This window comes from Shewanella sp. BJSY2023SW001 (genome assembly GCF_047314685.1).
Lineage (GTDB): Bacteria > Pseudomonadota > Gammaproteobacteria > Enterobacterales > Shewanellaceae > Shewanella > Shewanella indica.
This window is the reverse complement of the sequence record NZ_JBKORF010000080.1, coordinates 142,800-161,991: the sequence shown is the minus strand read 5'-3', so window position 1 is coordinate 161,991 and position 19,192 is coordinate 142,800. Positions and strand designations below refer to the sequence as shown.

Genomic DNA, 19,192 nt, shown 5'->3' with positions numbered 1-19,192 from the left:
TTTTCATCCAGTTACTTCCTGTCACTTTTTTTTGTCACTTGGTATTGCCGTTGAGATTCCAAGCCAAACAAGTGCTGTTCAAATAAAGCACTAGACGACTGGTCTAATGGTGATTATACTGGCCGCCATGAACACACAGACACAAAGCACACGCCAACACATACTGGACACGGGTTACCAGCTCGTCGTAACCAAAGGCTTTTCCAATGTTGGCCTGTCACAACTGCTGCAACATGCAGAAGTCCCCAAGGGCTCCTTCTACCACTACTTCAAATCCAAGGAGCAGTTCGGCGAAGCCCTGATAAAGGACTATTTCAACGATTATCAGAATAAGCTGCAGGCACTTTTGGGCCATGAACGCACTCCGGCGCTGCAGCGGCTGCAAAGCTACTGGCAACTCTGGCTGGATTGCGACGCCGATGTCTGCGGCGCACAAAAATGCTTGGTGGTGAAGCTGAGCGCCGAAGTAGCCGATCTCTCTGAACCTATGCGTATGGCGCTGCTGCAAGGCGCCAAGCGGATCATTGCCACCATTGCCGAATGCATCGAAGCCGGAAACCGGGATGGCTCTGTCAAGGTCGGCAACAGTGAACAGACGGCGCAGCTACTTTACAACCTCTGGCTGGGAGCCAGCCTGATGAGCAAGCTGACCCAGGATAAAAACGCCCTCAACCTGGCGATGCAAACCACTGACAGCATACTCGCAGGCAGGCTGGACAACAGCGGCCAATAACAGATACTCCCCGCCACACAGGTGGCGGGATTTTTTTAACCGAGCACTAGACGACCGGTCTAATCAAGCAATAAAACCCAATGGAGCCTATTATGACTGCCAATCAAACCCCACATCAGCGCATTGTGCTGGCCTCTCGCCCGAGCGGCGCTCCCAACGCAGAAAACTTCCGTCTGGAAAGCAGCAGCAAGCCGGTGGCAAACGACGGCCAGGTGTTGCTGCGCACCATCTACCTGTCGCTGGATCCATACATGCGCGGCCGCATGAGTGATGCAGAATCCTATGCCGAGCCGGTAGCCGTGAACGATATCATGGTCGGCGGCACAGTTTGCCAGGTAGAAGAGTCCCGTCATCCTGACTTTGAAGTCGGTGAGTGGGTGCTCGCCTACACCGGCTGGCAAAACTATGCCCTTTCAGACGGTGAAGGATTGTTGAAACTCGGCAAAGCGCCTGCTGCCCCTTCATACGCCCTCGGAGTCTTGGGTATGCCGGGTTTCACCGCCTATATGGGACTGCTGGATATTGGCCAGCCCAAAGCGGGAGAAACTCTGGTGGTTGCCGCCGCGACCGGACCGGTTGGCGCAACCGTAGGTCAGATAGGCAAACTCAAGGGCTGCCGGGTTATAGGTATTGCCGGCGGCGCTGAGAAATGTCGCCACGCCAAAGAAGTACTGGGTTTCGATGAGTGTCTGGATCACAAGGCAGAGGACTTCGCCGAGCAGTTGGCCCGAGTCTGCGACCAGGGAATAGACATCTATTTCGAGAACGTCGGCGGCAAGGTGTTTGATGCCGTATTGCCCCTGCTGAATACCAGCGCCAGAGTCCCCGTATGTGGTTTGGTGTCTCAATATAACGCCACTGAGTTGCCGGCCGGTCCGGATCGCCTGTCACTGCTGATGAGCACCATTCTGGTGAAGCGGATCAAGATGCAGGGCTTTATCATTATTGACGATTATGGCCACAGATATGAAGAGTTCGCCAAGGATATGGATGCCTGGGTATCTCAGGGCAAAATTCAATACAAGGAGCAACTGGTCGAAGGGCTGGAGCAGGCCCCACAAGCCTTTATCGGCCTGCTTGAAGGTAAAAACTTCGGCAAGCTGGTGATCAAGGTTGCCGAGCCGCTGTGATAAAAGCTGATGGCTGCACTAAATTGAGTCCTGCGGCCATTCGGTAACCAGCAAAGCAAGACTTGCGGCCCTCTTAAGCATAAACGCCAAGAGGGCCGCCAATTTTAACGACTCAATTCAGGCTATTCACGCCATCTTTAACAAAGCCTTGGCTCCAGCTTAAGCCGGGATTCAAAGACAATCCGGGCACTTCCTTTAATTTGAATCTTGCATTCAGGCCTGTAGGCCGACGCAGAGCACACATGGAACTTGTTAGCGCCTTCCTTAGGTTTCCTTAAAATCACCTCACGCTTAACATCAAACAGCAGCTCAATATGGTTGGCAGCAAGACAACGCCAAACTGAATCTTGATCCATTTTATGCACGTATGACTTATCAGCTAATAGCTCAAGAGCCTTATCGGGATGGCGCTGACCATTTCAACCTTTGGCCAAAAGGTGTAAAATCCTCCTCTTATGTCAAATGGCTACCAGTGTTCTGTGCAGGGGTGAGATGCAGGCGATGAGCAAGGCAACTTTTTATCTGCTGCCAAATGCAGCACAGCAACCAAGCGCCGAGCAGTTGCAACTGCTTGCCTGTCAGTTGGCCGGGCAGCATTATGCCAAGGGTGAATGGCTCTATATTCACTGTGAGGATCAGGCGCACGCCCATGGGATTGATGAACTGCTTTGGCAGTTTGAACCCAGTGCTTTCGTGCCCCATAACCTTAAAGGGGAAGGCCCTGCCGCCGGTGCACCGGTTGAAATCGGCTTTGACAAGCTGGGGCCCAACCAACGCCGCCCGATACTGATCAATCTGGCCACAGAAGCCCCGGCATTTGCGGTAAACTTTGGCAGGATCATAGATTTTGTTGCCGGTGATGAGCAACACAAGGCCCTGGCCAGGGACAGATACCGCCAGTATCGTAATCTGGGAGTCACGCTCAGCACCCAGGATTTGGCAACACAACCACTTAATTTTGTTTGAGAAACGACAGTTCCCATGGAAAAAACATACAATCCGCAGTCTATTGAACAAGCGCTCTACCGTGTATGGGAAGAGAAAGGTTACTTCAAGCCCCACGGTGACGAGTCCCAGGGCAACTATTGCATCATGATCCCGCCGCCGAATGTCACCGGCAGCCTGCATATGGGACACGCCTTTCAGGATACCATTATGGACACCCTGATCCGTTACCAGCGGATGAAAGGCAAGAATACCCTCTGGCAAGTGGGTACCGACCATGCCGGTATCGCCACCCAGATGTTGGTGGAGCGCAAAGTCGCCGCCGAAGAAGGCAAGAGCCGCCACGACCTGGGCCGTGAAGCCTTTATGGACAAGGTATGGGAATGGAAGAACCAGTCCGGTGGCACCATTACCCGCCAGATGCGTCGCCTGGGCGCCTCGGTAGACTGGGACCGTGAGCGTTTCACCATGGACGAAGGCCTGTCGGAAGCCGTGCAGGAAGTGTTTGTTCGCCTCTATGAAGATGACCTCATCTATCGCGGTAAGCGCCTGGTTAACTGGGATCCCAAGCTGCACACTGCAATTTCCGATCTGGAAGTGGAAAACAAGGAAAAGCAGGGCCACATGTGGCATTTCCGCTATCCACTCGCCGATGGCGCCCTGACCGCCGACGGTAAAGACTATCTGATTGTCGCCACCACACGTCCGGAAACCATGCTGGGTGACAGCGCCGTTGCCGTGCACCCTGACGATGAGCGTTATCAATCCCTGATTGGCAAAGAGATCATTCTGCCAATCGTTAACCGCCGTATTCCTGTGGTGGCCGATGACTATGTAGATATGGAGTTCGGTACCGGCTGCGTGAAGATCACTCCGGCCCACGACTTCAATGACTATGAAGTCGGCAAGCGTCACAATCTGCCTATGTTCAACATCCTTACCCAGGATGCCGCCATCCGCACTGTGGCCGAAGTAGTGAATGTCGACGGTAGCCTCAACACCGAATTGGACGCCTCTTTGCCAAGCCGTTATGCCGGTATGGACAGATTCAAGGCCCGCGATGCCGTTGTCGCCGAATTCGAGACCCTGGGTCTTTTGGAAAAAATCGAGCCCCACGGCCTGAAAGTGCCTTATGGCGACCGCAGCGGCGTGGTGATTGAGCCGCTGCTGACCGACCAATGGTATGTGTCTGTCAAACCACTGGCCAAGACAGCCATAGAAGCGGTGGAAAACGGCGATATCAAGTTTGTACCTCAGCAATACGAGAACATGTACTTCTCCTGGATGCGTGACATTCAGGACTGGTGTATTTCACGCCAGCTGTGGTGGGGTCACCGCATTCCGGCCTGGTATGACGACAGCGGTAAGGTCTATGTCGGCCGTAACGAAGCCGAAGTACGCGCCAAGCATAACTTGGCAAGCGATATTGCTCTGCGTCAGGACGATGATGTACTGGATACCTGGTTCTCATCTGCCCTGTGGACCTTCTCAACCCTGGGCTGGCCACAGCAGACTCCTGAGCTGAAAACCTTCCACCCCACAGACGTGCTGGTGACAGGTTTCGACATCATCTTCTTCTGGGTAGCCCGGATGATCATGATGACCATGCACTTCATCAAGGATGAAGACGGCACACCTCAGGTGCCCTTCAAGACTGTCTATGTGACCGGGCTTATCCGTGATGAGCAAGGCAACAAGATGTCCAAGTCCAAGGGCAATGTGCTGGATCCTCTGGATATGATCGATGGCATAGATCTCGAGTCTCTGGTTGGCAAGCGCACCGGCAACATGATGCAGCCGCAACTGGCCGCCAAGATTGAAAAGAGCACCCGCAAGGAGTTTGCCGACGGCATCGAAGCCCACGGTACCGATGCGCTACGCTTTACCCTGGCTGCCATGGCATCCACCGGCCGTGACATCAACTGGGACATGAAGCGCCTGGACGGCTACCGCAGCTTCTGTAACAAGCTGTGGAATGCTTCCCGCTATGTACTGATGAACACCGAAGATCAGGATTGCGGCCCCAACTCACCTAACGGCAAGGCCGGCGGTGAGATGCAGCTGTCGCTGGCGGATCGCTGGATCACAGGTCTGTTCAACCAAACGGTCAAGACCTTCGAAGAGCATATGGGCGCCTATCGTTTCGACCTGGCCGCCAATACCCTGTACGAATTCACCTGGAACCAGTTCTGTGACTGGTATCTTGAGCTGACCAAGCCTGTGCTGCAAAACGGCTCTGAAGCCGAGCAGCGTGGCACCCGTCATACTCTGGTGACTGTACTCGAGCAGCTGTTGCGCCTGATGCACCCATTGATGCCATACATCACTGAAACCATCTGGCACCGTGTCAAACCACTTGCCGGTGTAGAAGGTGAAACCTTGATGCTGGCCGCCTTCCCTGAGTATCAGGCCGACAAAGTCGATACCGAGGCCATGGCCGACTTGGAATGGGTCAAGCAAGTGATTGTTGCCGTGCGTAACATCCGCGCCGAGCTGAACATAGCTCCGTCCAAGCCGCTCAACGCCTTGCTGCGCAGTGTCAGTGTTCGCGACAAGGCCCGTGTAGAGGCCAACCAAACCTTCTTCACTACCCTGGCTAAGCTGGAAAGCATGACGATTTTGGCCGATGGCGACAACGCGCCCATGTCCACCACCCAACTGGTAGGCGAGATGGAACTGTTGATCCCTATGGCAGGGCTTATCGACGTAGCGGCCGAAATGGCCCGTATCGACAAACAGCTGGAGAAGCTGAGTGGCGAAGTGGCCCGCATTGAAGGCAAGCTGTCCAATGAAGGCTTTGTCGCCAAAGCCCCGGCAGCCGTTATCGACAAAGAGCGCAGCAAGATGGCTGATCTCAAGCGCGATATGGACAAGCTCAAAGAGCAACAAGCCGAGCTGGCCAAACTGGAAGCCTAACGGTTAACCCAAGAGCCATAAAACCCAAGGGCAGTCAATCGACTGCCCTTTTTTACTATTCGCTTGCCCTCGACTCCAAATGGCCCCCGAATTCAGATAATTTCATCAGCTAAGTCTGGCTATCGGAACAACATATTGTTAGATTGAAGAATATTCCAAGGGGAGTAACTTCTCGCCGGCTTGTCGTCATTACGGTGTTTGCGCACCCGGCAACCGGGCAAAGCCACTGAGCAGTGCTTTGTAAGTGAGACCTTGCCGACAGGCAAGATCCGCGCTCCTTCAGCTGGCCTGCCGTCGGTGGCAGGCTTTGTTGTATTTGGAGAAAATAAAATGGGTACCTGGTGGTTATGGAGCGGATTTCTGGTAATAGTACTGGGGATCCTTTGGATAGACCTTAAGTTTGTCGGCGGTGGTCACAGCCATAAAGTCTCTATCAAAGAGGCGGGGATCTGGACCCTGGTATGGATAAGCGTCGCCATGCTGTTCAACTTAGGGATTTGGTTCTACCTGAAACAGACCGCAGGTCTCGAAGTCGCCAATCAACAAGGGCTGGAGTTTCTCACCGCCTACCTCATCGAGAAAGCCCTGGCCGTGGACAATGTGTTTGTCTGGCTGATGCTGTTTAGCTATTTCGCTATCCCCGCCGAACTGCAAAGACGGGTGCTGCTCTACGGAGTACTGGGCGCCATAGTGATGCGTACCGCCATGGTATTTGGCGGCACCTGGCTGATTAATCAGTTCCATTGGGTGCTGTATCTTTTCGGGGCATTTCTGCTGTTTACCGGCGTCAAGATGCTGTTTACCAAGGAAGATAATGAAACCGATCTCTCCAACAACAAGCTGCTCGGCTGGCTCAGAAAACACCTGAGGGTGGTGAAAAATCTTCAAGGTGAGCATTTTGTGGTGCGTCGCCACGGCGTATTATTTGCCACTCCCCTGCTGCTGGCGTTGATCGCTGTGGAGATCAGCGACATCATCTTCGCGGTGGACAGTATCCCGGCCATCTTCGCGGTCACCACAGATCCCTTTATCGTACTGACGTCCAACATCTTCGCCATCATGGGCCTCAGGGCCATGTACTTTCTGTTGGCGGGCGCCGCCGAACGTTTTGTACTGCTCAAATATGGCCTGGCGCTGATCCTGATGTTTATCGGTATCAAGATGCTTCTACTGGATATCTATCATCTGCCTATCATGCTGGCACTGGCGGTCATCGCGATTATTCTACTGGTCAGCATACTGGGCAGTCTGTGGCTGACCCGGGATAAGGGGAAGCAGCCACAGGCATAATACCTGTCTTTTGTCCGTCACTCGAAGGGGGCACAAGATAATGAAAAATGATCCTGAGTGTAGTGGTCGCACCCATGCGCTGCACGGGGCGACTCACCTGGTGTTGTTTGTGGTCTATCTGTTCTTGATGTTTGAGTAATCATTCGCGGATGTTGGCCATGAAAAACACATCCACATACTCGCCATCGCGAAAAGCATAGTCCCGCGCCTCGCCCTCAATCACAAAGCCATGGCGTTTGTAGAGCGTTATAGCGGCGTGATTGTCGGTATAAACCGTCAGCTCAAGGCGTCTCACCGCCAACCAGTTATGGGCCAAATCCACTGCGGCCGCCAACAGCGCAGAACCCACGCCGATACCGCGGCACTCTTCACTCACCGCCATCCCCAGGTCGGCCACATGCTTACGTCTGGGGTTGGTTTGCACCTGTAAGGAGAGCTGACCGGCCACCTCCCCTTGCCACTCTGCGACCAGTGAATAGTAACCATCCGGCAGTTCGCCCAGGCGCTTATACCACTTTTCGAGTGACGGAAAGGGCTGCTGCAAAGTGCCGGCATAACAGTTGGGCTGAGTGAAGAGCGCCCGTATTGCCGGAATATCCGTGTGCTCGCTGTGGCGCACCACTACCTCTTGTTGTGACTGACTCACCTTGGGTTCAAAATCTGTTACCTGCACTCTGTTGTTCTCCTTAACTAAAAGCCGCCAAGCCTGTCTGGGCCCGTCCCAGGATCAAGGCATGAATATCATGGGTCCCCTCATAGGTATTGACCGCTTCCAGGTTCATCAGATGCCGGATGACATGAAACTCGTCACTGATACCATTACCACCGTGAATGTCCCTGGCCTGGCGAGCAATTTCCAGCGCCTTGCCGCAGGAGTTACGCTTGATTAGCGAGATGGCCTCGATAGCCAAACTGTCCTGATCCAGCAAGCGACCGGCCTGCAAGCAGGCAAACAGCGCCGTGGTGATCTCTGTTTGCATATCCACCAGCTTTTTCTGGATTAGCTGATTGGCCGCCAATGGTCTGCCGAACTGGACTCGGTCCAGACTGTATTGCCGTGCGGCATGCCAGCAAAACTCGGCCGCGCCCAAGGCGCCCCAGGCGATGCCGTATCTGGCCTTGTTGAGACAGCCAAAGGGCCCCTTGAGCCCCTCGACGTTGGGCAGCAGAGCATCGACACCCACTTCAACCCCGTCCAGCACAATTTCGCCGGTTATCGAGGCCCTGAGAGAAAACTTGCCCTCTATCTTGGGCGCCGACAGCCCAGGGGTGCCCTTTTCCACTAAAAAGCCACGAATGACCCCATCAAGCTTGGCCCAAACCAGGAAGAGATCGGCAATCGGTGAATTGGTGATCCACATCTTGTTGCCATGGAGCCGATACCCTCCGGGGATAGCTTCGGCGCGAGTCTTCATGCCGCCGGGATCTGAACCTACATCCGGCTCGGTCAGCCCAAAACAGCCAATCAGCTCCCCCCGTGCCAACTTTGGCAGGTATTTCTGTTTCTGCTCTTCACTGCCGTAGGCAAAAATCGGATGCATCACCAAAGAGGACTGCACACTCATGGCCGAACGATAACCACTGTCGACCCGCTCTATCTCCCGGGCAATCAGGCCATAGCTGACATAGTTGACCCCGGCGCCGCCATATTCAGTCGGCAGAGTCGCCCCGAGTAACCCCAGAGCACCGAGCTCTGTCATGATCTCGGGATCAAAGTATTGCTCGCGATTTGCCTGCAGGATCCTGGGTTGCAACTTGCTTTGGGCATATTCATGCACAGTGTCGCGGATCATCCTTTCTTCCGGCAGCAACAGGCTGTCAAACTGCAAGGGATCTTGCCAATCGAAGGGGTTACGGGCCATAGCTTTGTCCTTTTTTTCAGCTGATTTTCATCATGCTAACTCAGTCCCGGATTTCTGCCCAGCGCTGAAACCTCCGCCAAACAAAGATTACGTCTGTATCAAATTGCTACTTTCATGAAAGAAATCTCTGAATTTGCGCCGCACAAATGTTAGTCTTCAGCACTATTCTTGGTCATAGCTTTTAGTAATATTTTCGGTATTCAATGTCTGTACGGCTCTGCTTATTCATAATCGGCCTCTTGTCTCTCAATGCCTGGGCGCATCCCTATTGCAAAGAGACAGAATGCATCCCTATTGATAAATGGGATCTAGGACTGGCCTTGGGTTACGGTCAAAAAACCAACCCCTTACGCCAGCAGGACGATATTCCCCTCTATGTCATTCCCAGTATTGCCTACTATGGTGAAAACTGGTTTTTTGATAACGGTAATCTGGGACTAACCCTGGCAGAGTCGGAAAACTACACCATTAATCTGGTGACGGCCTACAGCAAAGAGCGGGCTTTTTTCTATCGCTGGGACCCCAGTAATGTATTTACTTTCGGTGGCAGCTCTCAGATCTCCAAGGCCACCGAGAGTCGCGCGGCACCCATGATGTTAATGCAAGCCAATGAACCACCAAAAGTATTTAATGAATTGGAAGACAGACACTTTACATTTCTTGGCGGAGCCGAGGCTTTTTTTTACACTCAATACGGTATACTGAATCTTTCGCTTACTCATGATATGTTCAATGTTCACCAGGGCACTGAGGCCAAAGCCAGGTGGTTGTATCAGCTGAATTTGGAACGCTGGAAACTTGAGTTCGCCCTGAATATAGAGTGGAAGAGTAAAGAAATAGTCGATTATTACTTTGGCGTAAGACCAAGCGAGAATGCCTATTGGAGTCAGGCTTACCAGGGGAGTTCAGGCTTTAACCGCGGGCTGGAGTTTACCGGCCGTTATAGCCTCAACGAGGACTGGGATCTTATATTGGGACTGCGTTATACCAAACTTGCCGATGAAATAGCCAAGAGCCCTCTGCTAGATGAAGATGATGTCAGGGCTTTTTTCATTGGTGCTGCCTATAGGTTTTAAACAAGGTGCGCATAGCAAACAGCTGGCGTTGGCTGTTCCTGCTGCTGATGTTGTCAATGATATTTGCAACCAAGGTGCAGGCTGACCCAGATAATAACAATCAAGAAATCAAGCTGGCTATCACACCTCAGCTCTGTATTCTCAAGAGTGAAGAGGACACCTGTTCGCTTGATGTCAGTTTAAGCTGGACTAATACAAATGGTGCGGTTTGTATCCTTTCTGATTATGAAGGGTTACAACGTTGGTGCAGTGAAACTGAAGATGTGCACAGCCTCACATTCCGGCTCACAACCAGTGAGGACATTCATTTTGTCATGGTAGATAAAGACACATGGCAAACCTTAGCCGGCGTTTACTTTAGAACGACCCCCGTATCTGACACCAATGTCAGGCGCAGATATCGCAACCCTTGGAGTTTATTCTGATGACCTCAGCGCAATCGACTCACCGAGTTTTATTGGTAGAAGACGATATTCGTCTTGCCAACCTTATTGTGGATTATCTCAAGTCCCATGGCATGCATGTAGAAGTTGAGCGCCGCGGTGACACAGTTTTGACCCGACTGCTCAACTACAAACCTGATATTATCTTGCTGGACATCATGCTACCAGGCATGGATGGGCTGTCGCTGTGCGAAAAACTGCCGGATTACTTTGCCGGCCCTATCCTGCTGATGAGCGCACTTGGCTCCAATGAAGATCAAATCAAAGGCCTGGAACTGGGAGCCGATGACTATGTGGTTAAACCGGTTGACCCGGCACTCCTGGTCGCGCGGATCAACAATCTGCTGAGACGTCATACCAAGCCACCTATGGCAGAATCTCACTGCCTGAGCTTTGGCAAGCTGAGCATAGATCCTCACACCCAGGCAATTCGTCTGGGCGATAAAGAGGTGGATCTCACCAGTCACGAATTTGAACTCCTGTGGCTGCTGGCATCCCAGGCCGGCCAAGTACTGAGCCGCCAATATATCTATCAGTGCCTGCTGAATATCGACTTCGATGGCAAGGATCGTAAGATAGACGTACGTATCTCCCGCCTGCGTAAAAAACTGGGCGATAACATAGAAACGCCATTCAGGATCAAGACGGTTTGGGGCCAGGGATATCTATTTGCCCCCGAAGCCTGGAACAGCTAATCCCCAAATAGGTTACCGCGTGAAACGCCTCTTCATCAGTTTGTATCTACTGATCAGCCTGAGCTTTCTCGGGCTGGGATGGACCCTAGACGCCCTTTGGCAGCAACACGATGACGAGGCGGAACTCTTGGCCGATGCGCCACTTATGGCCATGGCAGCCATCTTGAAGCCCATGAGCCCAGAACAGCGGCAACAGGCGATCGCCACCGCCAATGTCAATGCCACCTATCCATTGCGTCTGTTCAGTGCCGACAAGATCACCCTGGCCGATGATGGCGAGTTAGCTCCCGGTGAAGTCTTCACTACCCTGACCAACTCAGGTAGACAGATGCAGTTTATCCGCCTGGACCAACAGGTGCTGATGACAGGCCCGATAGACACAGATCCCAGAGCCAGACTGCGTGGCCTATTCACCCTGTTTTTCTATCTGTCGCTGGCCGGTGTGGCCTTGGTTTGGGTCTGGCCGCTATCGAGAGATCTTAAAGTGCTCAAACAAGCAACTGAAGCCCTCGGACAAGCCAAATGGGATACCCGTATCAAGCTGTCGCCCCGCTCTCAGGTAAAGCCCCTGGCGCACACTTTCAATGAGATGGCACGGCATATCGGTGCTCTTATCGACAACCAACGACACCTGGCCAATGCTGTATCCCACGAGATCCGCACGCCGCTGGCCAGGCTCAAGTTTGCCCTGGCGCTGATCCCCAACTATTGCCGTAAAGGAGCCGATGAAACCGCCAGAGCTGACTTTATTGCCGGCATGACAGAAGATGTCAAAGAGATGGAATCCTTGCTGCAGGAGATGCTCACCTACGCCAGCCTGGAGTCGGCCCAAACAGGGCTGAGACAGGAGAGCTGCGATCTCACCGCCCTCTGCCGCCAGGTGATAGACAGACTGCAGAGCCTGAGCCCGATTCCAATAACCCTGGATAGTTCCGTCGCCAAACTGCCCTTCACCTGTGAACCGGCCTTGATTGAAAGAGCACTGCAAAACCTGCTCACCAATGCCCAGCGCTTTGCCGAAAGCCAAATTCAGGTGACTCTGAGTGATGAAAAAGACAGGGTGACTATTGAGGTTAAAGACGATGGTGAAGGGATCCCCGAAGAGGAACAACGCAAGATATTCGAGCCCTTTGTCCGCAGCGATACCTCACGCAACAACAATAAAGGCTTTGGGCTGGGGCTGGCAATAATCAAGCGTATAGCCGAACGCCATCATGGGGAAATCCTGCTATTCAGCCGCCCCGGGGAAACCCGTTTTTGCATCAGCCTGCCCAAGCGTGAACTCAATCGAGACTGAAATCACTGAAGTCCAGAGGCTCGTCTGCGTCGTCTTTGGCATCAAAGTCCAGGCTGTGATTCAACTGCAGCTCTTCCACCTTTAGCTGCGCCCTGCGCGCCTTTATTTGCGCCAGTTGCCAACGCCGTTTACGCGCCTTGCACAGGCGAATAACATCCAACTTGCGGGCGTTGGAAAAATTGAGCCAATCAAACCTCTCTTCACGGTTACGGAAACAACCTTTGCAATAGCCCTTGGCATCTGTCTGGCAGACACCGATACAGGGGCTGGGGATATCAAAAAAGACCAGTTGTTCCATAGGGGCGTAAATGCAGGCTCTATCTGATGGGTAAACCTTAGGTATATCATCTCATTCTTAAAAAGGCGATTTTTTATCCGCTTCTTGCACTAACGGCCGCTTTGGCACAAAGTCACAGGGTAAGGTATATCCTTTCACGGAGGACAAGCGATGACATTCAGGACACTTTTGCTGCTGTTACCCCTGCTGCTGACGGCCTGCGCCCAGCAGCCGAAACAGGACTACGACCCAGGATACAGCTTCGCCAAGCTACAAAAGTTCACCCCCCTGCCGATTTCCAGCAGTGATGACCCCCTGAGCGCCGAGCGGATCAATCAAGCGATTGTCGACACGCTGAAAAGCAAACAATTTACTGAAGTCACTGAGTCAGCGGACTTCAAGGTTTCCTTTGCCTTTCGCACTACAGATAAGCCGAAAGACTCAGGCCTCTCCATCGGCCTTGGCAGCGGCACCTGGGGCTCTGGCGGCGGCATTGGCGTGGGCACCAGTGTGGGTGTGCCCTTGGGCGCCGATGCCAAACTCCAAACCATACAAATCGATATCATAGAAGCGAGTAGCAACCGCCTCATCTGGCGCGGCAGCGATCAGTTCAGCTTCAGCGATGGCGGTGAAGGTAAGGCAGAGGCAACTCGGGAAACCGTGATGCGGATCCTGAGCCAGTTTCCGCCTCAACCGTGAGCCATCACAGTGCGGCCGTTGGCCCATTGACGCAAAGCGTTGAGCTTTTCGGCCATCACCACAGATAAGGGGCGGGTCCGACTCAGGGCATCGAGCAGCCAGGCCTGATTGGCCTCCTGCCCCGCAGCCCTCGCAGCATAACGGGCGGAAATAACCGCCTGCTCTATCTCGGCGCCGGAGAAACCTTCACTGGCGCTTGCCAGACTCGCCAATTCCAGCGCGGCCGGATCGATATTGCGCTTACGGCAGTGAATGCGGAAGATCTCCTCCCGGGTGGAGCTGTCCGGCAGGTCGACAAAAAATATCTCATCCAGGCGTCCCTTACGCAGCAGCTCGGGAGGCAGCGCGCTGATATCATTGGCGGTCGCCACCATAAAGACTTCGGACTTGCGCTCTGCCATCCAGGTCAGCAGGGTGCCGAGGATCCGCTTCGAGGTGCCTTCATCGCTGTTACTGCTGCCCAGCCCCTTTTCAATTTCATCTATCCAGAGTACGCAGGGCGCCATCAATTCCGCCATCTCCAGCGCTTTCTTGAGGTTACGCTCCGTCTCGCCTATGTACTTATTGTAGAGTCCAGCCATATCCAGGCGCAGCAATGGCCGCTGCCAGATACCGGCCACCGCCTTGGCCGCCAGGCTCTTGCCGCTGCCCTGCACCCCGAGCAGCATCACGCCCTTGGGCTTATCGAATGCTTGCGCATCGCTGCCAAGGCGCCTGTGGCTCAGCCACTCCTTGAGTCTGGAAAGCCCGGCGACATCGGCAAAGTCACAGGTGTCGTACTCAAATTGCAGCACACCTTCCATATCCAAAAGCGCAAACTTGGCCTTGTTGACCACGGGAATATCCGAGTGACACAAGGCGCCATCATCCCAGATGGCCTTACGGGCAAGACGGCGTGCATCGGCATGGCTCAGACCGCGAAGATTACCGGCAAGCAGTGGGATCACGGCTTCATCGAGACGATTCAAGGCCCCTTTGGCTCGGGCCAGGCGCGCTTCCTCTATGATGAGGTTTTCCAACTGGGCCTGCCCTGGCATGGAAAGGGAGAAATGAGCGCAGTAACGGCTAAGCTCAGGGGGCACATCAAAAGCGTGGCTGACCATCACCAGGGTGTGCTGCAAGGTTTCGTGCTCAAGGGCAATCTCCTTGATCATTCTCACGTTACGCGGCGCCTCAACCACATAAGGGTGAAAGTCACAAAGCACATAGATCCCCTGCTGCTGGCTGGCCTTGATGTGCGCCAGAATATCGGTCGGTTCGGCATTGAATTTCTGCACCCCAACTTCCCTGTCCAGCCGCTTGAGCCCCTGGGTAACACTCCAGCCATACAGGGGCCGCATCAGCACACCGGCCACTCGTTTGAGCAGTTCCAATACCCTGGGCTCCTCATACGTTTCAATTATCACCAAGGGCGTACCGCCCCTGAGCACCCCGGTTAAGTCTTTGACATCCTGCATTCTGGCTTCCCGCACGATAATAACGGACTTAAGAATAACAACATTCCAACATTCGCCACAGCAACGCAAGCAGTGATCCAGCGCACAATTTATCAAGCCTTCCGCCCAAGTCGATTACCAAAGGGTAAACTAGCAAAAAAATCCGCTGCCACAGGCAGCTACAATAACCAAAGGTACCCACACTATGTTAGGCACTCCCCTTAGCCAAGGCGCCGTGCGCGCCATGCTGCTCGGCTGCGGCGAACTGGGCAAAGAAGTTGCGATTGAACTGCAGCGCCTGGGCGTCGAAGTCATCGGCGTCGACCGCTACCCCAATGCCCCTGCCATGCAGGTCAGCCATCGTTTTCATGTGGTCAACATGCTCGATCCCGAGGCGCTGCGCGCCGTCATCGAGCTGGAAAAACCCCATCTGGTCATTCCGGAAATCGAAGCCATAGCCACAGCGACGCTGGCGCAAATGGAGGCCGAAGGCCTGAAGGTGGTACCCACCGCCAGAGCCACCCAGTTGACCATGGACAGAGAAGGCATTCGCCGTCTGGCGGCAGAGACGTTGGGGATCCCCACCTCGCCCTACGTCTTTTGTGACACTGAAGCAGAATTCAATCAGGCGGTGGCCAAAATAGGTTTGCCCTGCGTGGTCAAGCCTGTGATGAGCTCATCGGGCAAGGGCCAGAGCGTGATCCGCGAACAAGCTCAGATAGCCGCGGCCTGGGAGTATGCTCAGCAAGGTGGCCGCGCCGGGCAAGGCCGGGTGATAGTCGAAGGCTTTGTGCCTTTCGACTACGAAATCACCCTGCTCACCATAAGTGCAGTCAACGGCATTCATTTCTGTGCGCCTATAGGCCACAGGCAGGAAGACGGTGACTACCGCGAATCCTGGCAGCCACAGGCCATGAGCCAAGTGGCCCTGGAAAAGGCGCAACAGATAGGCGCCAAAGTGGTTGAGGCGCTCGGCGGCCATGGTTTGTTTGGGGTAGAACTCTTTATCAAGGGCGATGAAGTCTACTTCTCTGAAGTCTCGCCCCGGCCCCACGACACCGGCATGGTGACCCTGATAAGCCAGGATCTGTCCGAGTTTGCCCTGCACGTGCGTGCCATTCTTGGATTGCCGATCGCCAATATCCGCCAGCACGGCCCCAGCGCTTCGGCTGTGGTGCTCAAAGAAGGCGACTCAAACAACCTGCGCTACACGGGCCTTGCAGCAGCGCTGAGCGAAGCCGACACCCAGCTGCGACTGTTCGGCAAGCCGGAGATCCATGGTCGCCGCCGTCTGGGAGTTGCCCTGGCAAGGGATCTGGATATCCAAAGTGCCATAGACAAGGCGCTACGCAGCGCCGCCAAAGTAGAAGTAATTTTTTAAAAGAAGCCGCCATGAGCCAGCATTTTCAGGGTAAGTATGAAGTGGAACTCAAGTTCCGTCTGAATGAATCTTGCAGCAAACAACAACTGCTTGAGCGCCTCAATGCCATGGAGCATGAGTGCATGTTTGCCGATAATCAGGAGGACGACTGCTACTTCGATACCCCGGATGGTCAACTGGCCGCGGCGGACAAGTCTCTGTGCATCCGGGAGATGCAGCCATCCAACAATCTGCTGTGGATCCTCAAGGGCCCGGGAGCGGATTGCTGTGAGGCGGTCAATATCTCGGATGCCGCCAGGGCCCGCAGCATGCTCAGCGCCATGGGCTATGTGCCGGTGCAGCGGCTGCAAAAACGCCGCAGCATCTACTTTATCGGCAAGTGGCATATGACGCTGGACAGCCTGGCGGGGCTCGGCGATTTTGCCGAGCTGGCGATCATGACCGACGATAGCGATAAGCTGGAGCAGCTTCGCAGCGAGCTTTGGCAACTGGCGGCCCGGTTCGGGCTGACCCAAGCCATGTTGGAGCCCTGCTCCTATCGGCAACTGTGCCGCACTATACCTTATTGAGTTAAACCTGGTTAACTGAGTCTCCGCCAATAAAGGCGCGCAGGTTGTCCACGGCAATATCCAACAGCTTCTGCCTGGCTTCTATTGTCGCCCAGGCATTGTGCGGACTTATGCTGACTCCTTTGGCATTGAGTAAGGGGTTGTCTGGCATTGGAGGCTCACTGGAGAGCACATCCACTCCGGCCCGCAACTTGCCCTGATTGAGTGCTGTGGCAAGCGCAATTTCATCCACCAGCCCACCACGGGCGGTATTGATCAAAATCACCCCGGGCTTTAACAGCTGTAGCGAGTCTTGATTGATCATCTTCTCGGTCGCCGCGGTCAGCGGGCAGTGCAGCGAGATCACATCGGCTTCACGATACAGCTGCTCCAGTGGCGCCCAGTTGATGCCTTCGGCCAGGTCATGGCGCTCAGTTCGGGTATGCAGCAGCACCCGCATCCCCAGCGCCCTGGCAATATTCGCCACTCGCGAGCCTATATCACCATAACCGACTATTCCCATCACCTTGCCCGTGAGTGACATCAGCGGTGACAGCGTAAAACAGAAGTCGGCGCACTGGCTCCAGGCCCCCGCCGCCACAGCCTGGTGGTGCTGCGCCACTTGTTGGGTGTGATACAAGAGATGGGCAAAAACCATCTGCGCCACCGCATCCGGACCATAGCCAGGCACATTGGTGACTGTGATGCCAAGGTCGCCGGCGGCCTGTAAGTCGACCACATTGGTGCCCGTGGCAAGAATGCCTACGTACTTGAGCCCGGGCAGCGCCGCCAGTTGCTGCGCCCCGAGCACTGTCTTGTTGGTGAGCAGAATATCGGCGCCTTGGGCGCGTTGCTGCACAAGCTCAGCCGGAGTTCTGTCATAGACGCTAAGCTCCCCAAGCGCCTTGAGTGGCGACCAATCGAGATCGCCGGGATTGAGACAAAAGCCATCCAGAACTACTATTTTTAAGCTCATACTCACCTCTTTGTTACCCCACTCAGAAACGGTATCTTAACCCCAGATTGACCTGTCCCTGCCACAGGGTATCGCCCTTGATATGCCATAAGCACTGATTGGCATCGCAAAACAGGCTGCTGTCACTGTTTATCAGGGTCGCATAACCGCGCACATCGGCAAACAGGGATAGCTGCTCCAGCAGTTGGTAATCCAGCCCCAGCCCAAGTCCCATGGAAAAACGGGTCTCATTACTGCCATACTCGGGACGCAGTTGCGTCAAACCGGCACTGGCGGTGACATAGGGCCGCAGCTTGCCTTTAGGGAAATAGAGCGTGCCCCCCAGATGCAGATAATCAACGCTGAGGTCCATCAGCTTGTCAGCGCCCGGAAAACCATTGCCACTGAGCTCAGTGCCCTGATGGGAGTAAAGCAGATACATGTCACCCGGATCTGACGTCGTCAGCCCCAACATAAAGCCAAAATGACCGGCCTCGGTAATATCCGCACTATTGTTGTCATTAACTGCGCTTTCGCTGGACCTATAGTCCAGATCATTGCCGCCAAAGCTGTAACCGCCGAACGGCGCAACAAACACTTCGGCCTGAGCCTGACCGCTCAGGGCCAAAAGCAAGGGAATTGAATAAGCAAGTTTCATGGCGCTCTCCTTGGGTGAACCCTCTTTAACAGTATGAGCCGCCCCCCAAGGGCTAGGCTCAGCGCATTCCTCTACTGCTCTTGACCCTGTCGTAAGCCGCCTGAATATCCTGAGCCTTACGCTTGGCCAACTCCATCATCTCTTCCGGTAAGCCCTTGGCTACCAATTTATCCGGATGATGTTCATTCATCAATTTACGATAGGCGCGTTTGACATCCTGATCGCTGGCAGACTCTGAAAGCCCCAAGACTTCATAGGCATCGGCAACCGATGGTCTATGATCGCCGGGCGCTTGCTGAAAGCGAAACTCTGCCTGCCAACGCTTGAGCAGCTCATCGAGCTGAAAGCTGCTGAATCCCAGCTCTCTGGCAATCACCTGCAGTATTGCATATTCCTTGTCCTGCAGCTCACCGTCAGACAGGGCTGTCTGGATTTGAATTTCCAGAAACATCTGCTGTACTTCCCGGCGACCAAAGGTGATGCGCCGAAAACGGCGCAGGCTGGCTTCCAGTTCAAAGTCCGGCTCCTTGCCCTCGCGAAACGCCTGCTGGGCATCTTTTCGCGCCGCGCCGCTGAGGCGCAACATATCCATCAGACTGGTGGCCATGCGGATATCATTTTCAGTCACCCGTCCAGAAGCCTTGGCGATATGCCCCATAACGGCAAAAGTGGTGTTGAAAAACTCAGCCTGCCGACTGCCGGCACTTTCCCCCTGAGCAGCTGCCATCCGCTTGTCATATAGATGTCCAAGCCAGATCCCCAGTAAGGCACCGAAGAAACGCCCGAACATAAAGCCGATGACACCGCCGAAAAATTTACCCCAAATACGCATCTGTTATCCCATAGTGTGC

19 protein-coding genes are annotated in these 19,192 nt (G+C 54.2%); 12 read left to right on the top strand and 7 right to left on the bottom strand.

Features of this window, described 5'->3' with window-relative positions; all coding sequences use genetic code 11:
* The first annotated feature begins 127 nt into the window (after positions 1-127).
* The 5 genes from ACMHXH_RS18335 (at position 128) to ACMHXH_RS18315 (ending at position 7,014) form a co-directional block, all read left to right on the top strand.
* Positions 128-733: a TetR/AcrR family transcriptional regulator gene (locus ACMHXH_RS18335; protein WP_039033204.1), complete on the top strand. Its 606-nt coding sequence runs from the start codon at positions 128-130 to the stop codon at positions 731-733.
* A 92-nt stretch (positions 734-825) separates the two neighbouring features.
* A complete protein-coding gene (locus ACMHXH_RS18330; protein WP_039033203.1) occupies positions 826-1,863 on the top strand; it encodes an NADP-dependent oxidoreductase in 1,038 nt (345 codons plus the stop codon).
* Positions 1,864-2,364: 501 nt separating this feature from the next.
* Entirely contained in the window at positions 2,365-2,829 is a 465-nt protein-coding gene (locus ACMHXH_RS18325; protein ID WP_413738437.1) for a DNA polymerase III subunit chi, read from the top strand.
* Between the two features lie 15 nt (positions 2,830-2,844).
* Entirely contained in the window at positions 2,845-5,724 is a 2,880-nt protein-coding gene (locus ACMHXH_RS18320) for a valine--tRNA ligase (RefSeq protein ID WP_071237033.1), read from the top strand.
* Positions 5,725-6,054: 330 nt separating this feature from the next.
* Entirely contained in the window at positions 6,055-7,014 is a 960-nt protein-coding gene (locus ACMHXH_RS18315) for a TerC family protein (protein WP_039033201.1), read from the top strand.
* Between the two features lie 139 nt (positions 7,015-7,153).
* On the opposite strand, the gene ACMHXH_RS18310 is transcribed toward ACMHXH_RS18315, so the two are convergent.
* Positions 7,154-7,687 (bottom strand): GNAT family N-acetyltransferase, encoded by a 534-nt coding sequence (locus ACMHXH_RS18310; protein ID WP_335911812.1) that lies wholly within the window; start codon positions 7,685-7,687, stop codon positions 7,154-7,156.
* Between the two features lie 13 nt (positions 7,688-7,700).
* The gene (locus tag ACMHXH_RS18305; RefSeq protein ID WP_039033172.1) at positions 7,701-8,876 is read right to left on the bottom strand and encodes an acyl-CoA dehydrogenase; all 1,176 of its coding nucleotides are present in this window, start codon (positions 8,874-8,876) and stop codon (positions 7,701-7,703) included.
* 203 nt (positions 8,877-9,079) lie between these two features.
* Between ACMHXH_RS18305 and ACMHXH_RS18300 the strand changes: the two genes are divergently transcribed.
* Genes ACMHXH_RS18300 through ACMHXH_RS18285 form a run of 4 tightly spaced genes read left to right on the top strand, consistent with a single transcriptional unit; the run spans position 9,080 to position 12,387 of the window.
* Positions 9,080-9,952, top strand: a complete 873-nt coding sequence (locus ACMHXH_RS18300; RefSeq protein ID WP_412503461.1) for a MipA/OmpV family protein — start codon at positions 9,080-9,082, stop codon at positions 9,950-9,952.
* Between the two features lie 5 nt (positions 9,953-9,957).
* Entirely contained in the window at positions 9,958-10,377 is a 420-nt protein-coding gene (locus ACMHXH_RS18295) for a DUF3019 domain-containing protein (protein ID WP_039033170.1), read from the top strand.
* Positions 10,377-11,090: a response regulator gene (locus ACMHXH_RS18290; RefSeq protein WP_039033169.1), complete on the top strand. Its 714-nt coding sequence runs from the start codon at positions 10,377-10,379 to the stop codon at positions 11,088-11,090. The genes ACMHXH_RS18295 and ACMHXH_RS18290 overlap by 1 nt, the downstream gene beginning before the upstream one ends.
* 19 nt (positions 11,091-11,109) lie before the next feature.
* A complete protein-coding gene (locus ACMHXH_RS18285; protein WP_039033168.1) occupies positions 11,110-12,387 on the top strand; it encodes an ATP-binding protein in 1,278 nt (425 codons plus the stop codon).
* On the opposite strand, the gene ACMHXH_RS18280 is transcribed toward ACMHXH_RS18285, so the two are convergent.
* On the bottom strand, positions 12,374-12,685 hold the full coding sequence (locus ACMHXH_RS18280) for a DUF1289 domain-containing protein (protein WP_039033167.1): 312 nt from the start codon (positions 12,683-12,685) through the stop codon (positions 12,374-12,376). The genes ACMHXH_RS18285 and ACMHXH_RS18280 overlap by 14 nt on opposite strands.
* A gap of 150 nt (positions 12,686-12,835) precedes the next feature.
* Between ACMHXH_RS18280 and ACMHXH_RS18275 the strand changes: the two genes are divergently transcribed.
* Positions 12,836-13,363 carry a DUF4136 domain-containing protein gene (locus tag ACMHXH_RS18275; RefSeq protein WP_071475826.1) on the top strand — a complete coding sequence of 176 codons (528 nt, stop codon included), beginning with the start codon at positions 12,836-12,838 and terminating at the stop codon, positions 13,361-13,363.
* Here ACMHXH_RS18275 and ACMHXH_RS18270 read toward each other — a convergent pair.
* On the bottom strand, positions 13,354-14,820 hold the full coding sequence (locus ACMHXH_RS18270; RefSeq protein WP_335911815.1) for an AAA family ATPase: 1,467 nt from the start codon (positions 14,818-14,820) through the stop codon (positions 13,354-13,356). The two genes, ACMHXH_RS18275 and ACMHXH_RS18270, sit on opposite strands and share 10 nt — an antisense overlap.
* Before the next feature lie 184 nt (positions 14,821-15,004).
* On the opposite strand from ACMHXH_RS18270, the gene purT reads away from it, so the two are divergent.
* On the top strand, positions 15,005-16,180 hold the full coding sequence (gene purT, locus ACMHXH_RS18265; RefSeq protein ID WP_039033164.1) for a formate-dependent phosphoribosylglycinamide formyltransferase: 1,176 nt from the start codon (positions 15,005-15,007) through the stop codon (positions 16,178-16,180).
* Between the two features lie 11 nt (positions 16,181-16,191).
* On the top strand, positions 16,192-16,749 hold the full coding sequence (locus tag ACMHXH_RS18260) for a class IV adenylate cyclase (RefSeq protein ID WP_039033163.1): 558 nt from the start codon (positions 16,192-16,194) through the stop codon (positions 16,747-16,749).
* Position 16,750: 1 nt separating this feature from the next.
* Here the strand turns inward: ACMHXH_RS18260 and ACMHXH_RS18255 are convergent, their stop codons facing one another.
* Genes ACMHXH_RS18255 through djlA form a run of 3 tightly spaced genes read right to left on the bottom strand, consistent with a single transcriptional unit; the run spans position 16,751 to position 19,173 of the window.
* Complete coding sequence (locus ACMHXH_RS18255; protein WP_335911819.1) at positions 16,751-17,704, bottom strand: D-2-hydroxyacid dehydrogenase; 954 nt, start codon at positions 17,702-17,704, stop codon at positions 16,751-16,753.
* A 22-nt stretch (positions 17,705-17,726) separates the two neighbouring features.
* A complete protein-coding gene (locus ACMHXH_RS18250; RefSeq protein ID WP_335911822.1) occupies positions 17,727-18,341 on the bottom strand; it encodes an outer membrane beta-barrel protein in 615 nt (204 codons plus the stop codon).
* 58 nt (positions 18,342-18,399) lie between these two features.
* Positions 18,400-19,173 (bottom strand): co-chaperone DjlA, encoded by a 774-nt coding sequence (gene djlA / locus ACMHXH_RS18245; RefSeq protein ID WP_039033160.1) that lies wholly within the window; start codon positions 19,171-19,173, stop codon positions 18,400-18,402.
* Between the last annotated feature and the right edge of the window lie 19 nt (positions 19,174-19,192).

Bases quoted from the DNA above. Each gene is read 5' to 3' on its own strand.
- ACMHXH_RS18335 (WP_039033204.1), top strand. From the start codon at position 128: ATGAACACACAGACACAAAGCACACGCCAACACATACTGGACACGGGT.
- ACMHXH_RS18330 (WP_039033203.1), top strand. From the start codon at position 826: ATGACTGCCAATCAAACCCCACATCAGCGCATTGTGCTGGCCTCTCGC.
- ACMHXH_RS18325 (WP_413738437.1), top strand. From the start codon at position 2,365: ATGAGCAAGGCAACTTTTTATCTGCTGCCAAATGCAGCACAGCAACCA.
- ACMHXH_RS18320 (WP_071237033.1), top strand. From the start codon at position 2,845: ATGGAAAAAACATACAATCCGCAGTCTATTGAACAAGCGCTCTACCGT.
- ACMHXH_RS18315 (WP_039033201.1), top strand. From the start codon at position 6,055: ATGGGTACCTGGTGGTTATGGAGCGGATTTCTGGTAATAGTACTGGGG.
- ACMHXH_RS18305 (WP_039033172.1), bottom strand. From the start codon at position 8,876: ATGGCCCGTAACCCCTTCGATTGGCAAGATCCCTTGCAGTTTGACAGC.
- ACMHXH_RS18300 (WP_412503461.1), top strand. From the start codon at position 9,080: ATGTCTGTACGGCTCTGCTTATTCATAATCGGCCTCTTGTCTCTCAAT.
- ACMHXH_RS18290 (WP_039033169.1), top strand. From the start codon at position 10,377: ATGACCTCAGCGCAATCGACTCACCGAGTTTTATTGGTAGAAGACGAT.
- ACMHXH_RS18280 (WP_039033167.1), bottom strand. From the start codon at position 12,685: ATGGAACAACTGGTCTTTTTTGATATCCCCAGCCCCTGTATCGGTGTC.
- ACMHXH_RS18275 (WP_071475826.1), top strand. From the start codon at position 12,836: ATGACATTCAGGACACTTTTGCTGCTGTTACCCCTGCTGCTGACGGCC.
- ACMHXH_RS18270 (WP_335911815.1), bottom strand. From the start codon at position 14,820: ATGCAGGATGTCAAAGACTTAACCGGGGTGCTCAGGGGCGGTACGCCC.
- purT (WP_039033164.1), top strand. From the start codon at position 15,005: ATGTTAGGCACTCCCCTTAGCCAAGGCGCCGTGCGCGCCATGCTGCTC.
- ACMHXH_RS18260 (WP_039033163.1), top strand. From the start codon at position 16,192: ATGAGCCAGCATTTTCAGGGTAAGTATGAAGTGGAACTCAAGTTCCGT.
- ACMHXH_RS18255 (WP_335911819.1), bottom strand. From the start codon at position 17,704: ATGAGCTTAAAAATAGTAGTTCTGGATGGCTTTTGTCTCAATCCCGGC.
- ACMHXH_RS18250 (WP_335911822.1), bottom strand. From the start codon at position 18,341: ATGAAACTTGCTTATTCAATTCCCTTGCTTTTGGCCCTGAGCGGTCAG.
- djlA (WP_039033160.1), bottom strand. From the start codon at position 19,173: ATGCGTATTTGGGGTAAATTTTTCGGCGGTGTCATCGGCTTTATGTTC.